Here is a 4,941-nt window from a genome sequence, read left to right on the forward strand (position 1 = left end):
CCGCGCACCTGCACGACCGCGGCGGCAACGCGATGCGCGCGCAGCGCCGCGTCGGCGGGGGCATGACCGGCAAGCCGGGCGGCGAGATAGCCGCCATTGAAGGAATCGCCGGCACCGGTGGTATCGACTGGCGTCGCGACATGCACGGCCGGAACCGGCTGGAAGGCACCCTTGACGGCGATCAGCGCCGCGTCCTCGCCATTCTTGACGACGACCTCGCCGACAAGTCGGCCGAGCCGGCCGGCGGTCACCTGTGGTGTCGCATCGCCAAACAGCATCTGCTCATCGGGAAAGGTCGGCAGCGCGATGTCGGTGACGGCAAGTGCTTCGGTGATTGCCGCTTGCGCCTCCTCGCGGCTGCGCCAGAGCAGCGGCCGGTAGTTGGGGTCGAATGCGACGCGCGAACCAGCCGCCCGCGCCTTGGCCACCGCATTGAGCAATGTCTTGCGCGAAGCCTCCTCTAGAATTGCCAAAGTGATTCCGGAAAAATAGACCAGCGCCTGGTTTTCAAGGCTTTTTGCCAAGGCGCCAGGGTCCGAAGCCAGTTGCCTGGCGGCGGCGTCGGCGCGCCAGTAGGTGAAGGCGCGTTCGGCGCCGGTCAGCGTGATGGCGTAAAGGCCTGGTCGGGCGCCTGGAATGACAGGGCTTTGGCCGATGCCGATGCCGTTTTCGGCGAAGAAGGCGATCTGCCCTTGCGAGAACGGGTCGTCGCCGAAGGCCGAGACATAAGTCGCCGGCCGCTCGCCGCTCAGCGCATGCAGCGCCCACAGCATGTTGAACGTGTCGCCGGCAAAGCCCATGCGCCAGTTCGGTCCCGCCTGGCCCGACAGTTCGAGCATGCACTCGCCGATCGAGGCGACGCCATTTGCAGCCATCTATCTGTCTCCCCGTGCATGTCGCGCAAAAGTGTCTAGCGTTTTGGGGATGACGACATGCACAAACCAACGAGGTGCTGCTGTAGCTTTTTGCGATGGGCAACGCCATGCTTGGCGGCTGCGGTTTTTTGCGTCAGAAGCGGTTTCCCACAGTCGCGGCGGGATGCGATCCGCCCGCTGGAACGTTGTCTTTGGAAAAGGAACCGGTTTGGCATCCCTATGGCGTTATCTTCTCGTGGGTCTTGGTCTGGCCGCCTTGCTGGCAGGTGTCCTTGCGATCGTCTATCTGACCGCTCCGCAAACGGCGTCGGGCCCCGATACGTCGCGCTCGAAGACCTCGGCAAACGGGCTGTTCGTTGCCAGCTTCCAGCCGGAGCGGGATGTGGTCCGGCAGGGCGAATTGCAGGCTTGGCTGCTGACGCTGAAGACAGTCAAGGGCGATCCGGTGGAGGGAGCGGCGATTGCCGTTTCCGGCGGCATGCCGCAGCACAATCACGGCCTGCCGACCAGCCCGCAGGCGACCGACTATCTCGGCGAAGGACGCTATCGCATCGATGGGCTGAAATTCACGATGAGCGGCTGGTGGCAACTGCGCTTGGCCATTTCGGCGGCGGCCGGTTCAGATACGGTCGTCTTCAACGTGGTGTTGTGAGCGGTCGATGAGGCGCCTCCTGCGAGTCCTGCCTCTCGTCGCACTGGTCGCCATGGCGCTGCTTGCCGGCTGCGGCAAGCCGCAGGTTTCCGATGCCGAGAAGAAGGTCATTGCCTCGCTGGCGCTGAACACGCTGCCGCCGCTGAAGCCCGACACCACCAATCGCTTCGCCGATGTGCCGGCGGCCGCGGCCCTGGGCTCGACGCTGTTCTTCGACCAGGGCATGAGCCGCGACGGCACCGTGTCCTGCTCGACTTGCCACAAGATCGATCGCCAGTTCCAGGACGACCTGCCGCAAGCGGTCGGCATCGGCCGCACCAACCGACGCACCATGCCGCTGGCAGGCGTGGCGCGCGATCCCTGGTTCTTCTGGGACGGGCGGCGCGACAGCCTGTGGGCGCAGGCGTTGACGCCGCTCGAAAACCCGCTCGAGCATGGCGGAAACCGCGCCGCTTTCGCGCATTACATCAAGAAACGCTTCGGCGAGCGCTACGAGCGCATCTTCGGGCCGCTGCCCGATCTCTCCACTGTGCCCGCCAATGCCAGCCCGCTCGGCACGGATGCGGAGAAGGCGGCCTGGGCCGCCATGCCCGTCAGCAAGGTCGAGGACGTCAACCGCGTCTTTGCCAATATCGGCAAGGCGATCGGCGCTTTCGAGCGGTCGATCGAGCCGCCGCAGACGCGCTTCGACCGTTTCGCCATCGATCTGGCATCTGGCGCCGAGCCACAAGGGGACGACGCCCTGTCGCCCGAAGAGATGCTTGGGCTGAGACTGTTCATCGGCAAGGCTAATTGCGTGACCTGCCACAATGGCCCGCGTTTCACTGACAACTCTTTCCACAATACCGGCGTGCCGCCGGTCAAGGACCTGCCGCCGGATCGCGGCCGCATCGATGCCGTGGTGCAGGTCGAGGCCGATCCGTTCAACTGCTTAGGCAAGTTCCGCGACGGCGACGACAACGCGTGCCGCGAGCTGCGCTTCATGGTGAAGGGCGGGCCGGACCTGGTGCGCGCCTACAAGACGCCGTCGCTCCGAGGCGCCGCTGCGCGCGCGCCCTACATGCATGCCGGACAGTTTGCGTCGCTCGAAGAGGTGGTCGAGCATTATTCGAAGGCGCCGGCGAGCGTCGAAGGTGTTTCCGAGGTCCACCCCGTCGAGCTTTCAGACCGCGAGCGCGCGGCGCTGGTGGCGTTCCTGAAGACGCTGTCAGAATGAGCTAGCGGTCCTTGACCGTCTCCATCGCCACGAAGGTGGAAGTCTGGGCGACATGGGGAAGCGCCGAAATGCGCTCGCCCAGCACCCGGCGGTAGGCGGCGATGTCGGTGGTGCGGACCTTCAACAGATAGTCGAAGCTCGACGCCATCATATGACATTGCTCGATCTCCGGCACCGCCTGCACGGCGCGGTTGAAGGCGTCGAGCGCGGCCGAGCGGGTGTCCGACAATTTCACCTGGACGAACGCGACATGGCCTTCTCCCATGCGCTCGCGATCGATGATCGCCTGGTAACCCCTGATGTAACCGTCCTTCTCCAGGCGCTTGACGCGCGCCTGCACCGGCGTCTTCGACAGGCCGACCTTGCCGGCCAGCTCAGACATGGAAAGCCGCCCGTCGCGCGCCAGTGCCGAAAGGATGTTGCGGTCGATGCGGTCCAATTGGTCTTCGATGATCGAATTCACAGTCTAAATGGCGAGAAGGTCGCGGCAGATCATAGTTCATTGGAACTGGCATGTCGATTTCTTTGGACCGACCGAAAACGGCAATTGTGCTAGCTTGCGCCATTCGGTCCGGTGACCGCCGGCCCGCTCCCTTAAGCTCGCTAGATAGGACAGCCATGCCCGCGCTCGATGCCATCCGCCAGCAGATCCGTGCCAACTACTTGCCCGACGAGGACGCCGCGGTGAAGCGGCTCGCCGACGGTGCGGGGCTTTCGGCGGATGACCGCAAGGCGATCTCGGCCCGCGCCGCCGATCTGGTGCGCGCGGTGCGCGGCTCGACCGATCCGAGGCTAATGGAAGTGTTCCTCTCGGCTTACGGATTATCGACCAAGGAAGGTGTCGCGCTGATGTGCCTGGCCGAGGCGCTGCTGCGCGTGCCCGACGCCGAGACGATGGACGATCTCATCGCCGACAAGATCGCGCCGCACGACTGGTCGGCGCATTCGGGCAGCTCGAGCTCCATCTTCGTCAATGCCTCGACCTGGGCGCTGATGCTGACCGGGCGCGTGCTGGACGAGGGCGAGGGCGGCATCGAGGGCACGCTGCGCGCCATGGTGCGCCGGCTGGGCGAACCCGTTATCCGCAAGGCGGTGGCGGCCGCCATGCGCGAGATGGGCGAGCAGTTCGTGCTCGGCCGCACCATCGCCGAGGCCGTCAAGCGCGGCCGGCCGATGACGCAGAAGGGCTATCTTTATTCCTTCGACATGCTGGGCGAGGCGGCCCGCACCGAGGCCGACGCGCTGCGCTATCACAAGGCCTATGCCGACGCGATCTCCTCACTCGATTCCGGTTCCAACGGGCCGGACATCCGCAACAACCACGGCATTTCGGTCAAGCTTTCGGCGCTGCATCCGCGCTACGAAGTGGCGCAGAAGGAGACGATGCTGCCGGTGATGGCCGAGCGGCTGCTGTCGCTGGCGCTGGCGGCGCGGCATTCGCGCATGGGGCTCAACATCGACGCCGAGGAGGCGGACCGCCTCGATCTGTCGCTCGACGTCATCGAGCGCGTGCTGGCCGAGCCGGAGCTTGCCGGCTGGAACGGTTTCGGCGTGGTGGTGCAAGCGTATGGGCCGCGCGCGGCCTTCGTCATCGACTGGCTCCACGCGCTGGCGAAAAAGTACGACCGCACCATCATGGTGCGGCTGGTCAAGGGCGCCTATTGGGACACCGAGATCAAGCGGGCGCAGACACTGGGGCTCGCCGGCTATCCGGTCTTCACCCGCAAGACCAACACCGATGTGTCCTACATGGCCTGCGCGAAGAAGCTGCTGTCGATGACCGATCGCATCTATCCGCAGTTCGCCACCCACAACGCGCACACGGTGGCCGCCATCCTGTCGATGGCCAAGGATCGCGACTCTTTCGAGTTCCAGCGGCTGCACGGCATGGGCGAGGCGCTGCACGAGACGGTGCGCCAGGCCGAAGGCGCCCGCTGCCGCATCTATGCGCCGGTCGGCGCGCATTCCGACCTGCTCGCCTATCTGGTGCGCCGTCTGCTGGAAAACGGCGCCAACTCCTCCTTCGTCCACCAGCTCACCGACGAGGAGGTGGAACCGGAAGACATCGCCCGCGACCCGCTGGAAACGGTCGAGACGCAGGGGCCGGCCGCCAATCCGGCGATCGCCCGTCCCGCCGGGATCTTCGGCGCCGGCCGCCGCAATTCCAGGGGCGTCGACATCACCGCTCCGGTGACGCT

5 protein-coding genes are annotated in these 4,941 nt (G+C 65.6%); 3 read left to right on the plus strand and 2 right to left on the minus strand.

Features of this window, described 5'->3' with window-relative positions; genetic code table 11:
• Positions 1-875 (minus strand): sugar kinase (locus tag EN781_RS25675; protein ID WP_145965618.1); only part of this gene is annotated, 875 nt, incomplete at its 3' end.
• Between the two features lie 208 nt (positions 876-1,083).
• On the opposite strand from EN781_RS25675, the gene EN781_RS25680 reads away from it, so the two are divergent.
• Together EN781_RS25680 and EN781_RS25685 are read left to right on the plus strand one after the other, a co-directional pair.
• Entirely contained in the window at positions 1,084-1,527 is a 444-nt protein-coding gene (locus EN781_RS25680) for a FixH family protein (RefSeq protein WP_126059054.1), read from the plus strand.
• 7 nt (positions 1,528-1,534) lie between these two features.
• The gene (locus tag EN781_RS25685; RefSeq protein WP_126054146.1) at positions 1,535-2,743 is read left to right on the plus strand and encodes a cytochrome c peroxidase; all 1,209 of its coding nucleotides are present in this window, start codon (positions 1,535-1,537) and stop codon (positions 2,741-2,743) included.
• 1 nt (position 2,744) lies between these two features.
• Here EN781_RS25685 and EN781_RS25690 read toward each other — a convergent pair whose 3' ends face one another.
• Positions 2,745-3,197 carry an Lrp/AsnC ligand binding domain-containing protein gene (locus tag EN781_RS25690; protein ID WP_126059055.1) on the minus strand — a complete coding sequence of 151 codons (453 nt, stop codon included), beginning with the start codon at positions 3,195-3,197 and terminating at the stop codon, positions 2,745-2,747.
• 164 nt (positions 3,198-3,361) lie between these two features.
• Here EN781_RS25690 and EN781_RS25695 point away from each other — a divergent pair.
• The coding region (locus EN781_RS25695) for a proline dehydrogenase family protein (RefSeq protein WP_189347850.1) at positions 3,362-4,941 on the plus strand (1,580 nt) is incomplete at its 3' end.

It is taken from the genome of Mesorhizobium sp. M4A.F.Ca.ET.090.04.2.1, from assembly GCF_003999085.1.
Lineage (GTDB): Bacteria > Pseudomonadota > Alphaproteobacteria > Rhizobiales > Rhizobiaceae > Mesorhizobium.

Bases quoted from the DNA above. Each gene is read 5' to 3' on its own strand.
- EN781_RS25685 (WP_126054146.1), top strand. From the start codon at position 1,535: ATGAGGCGCCTCCTGCGAGTCCTGCCTCTCGTCGCACTGGTCGCCATG.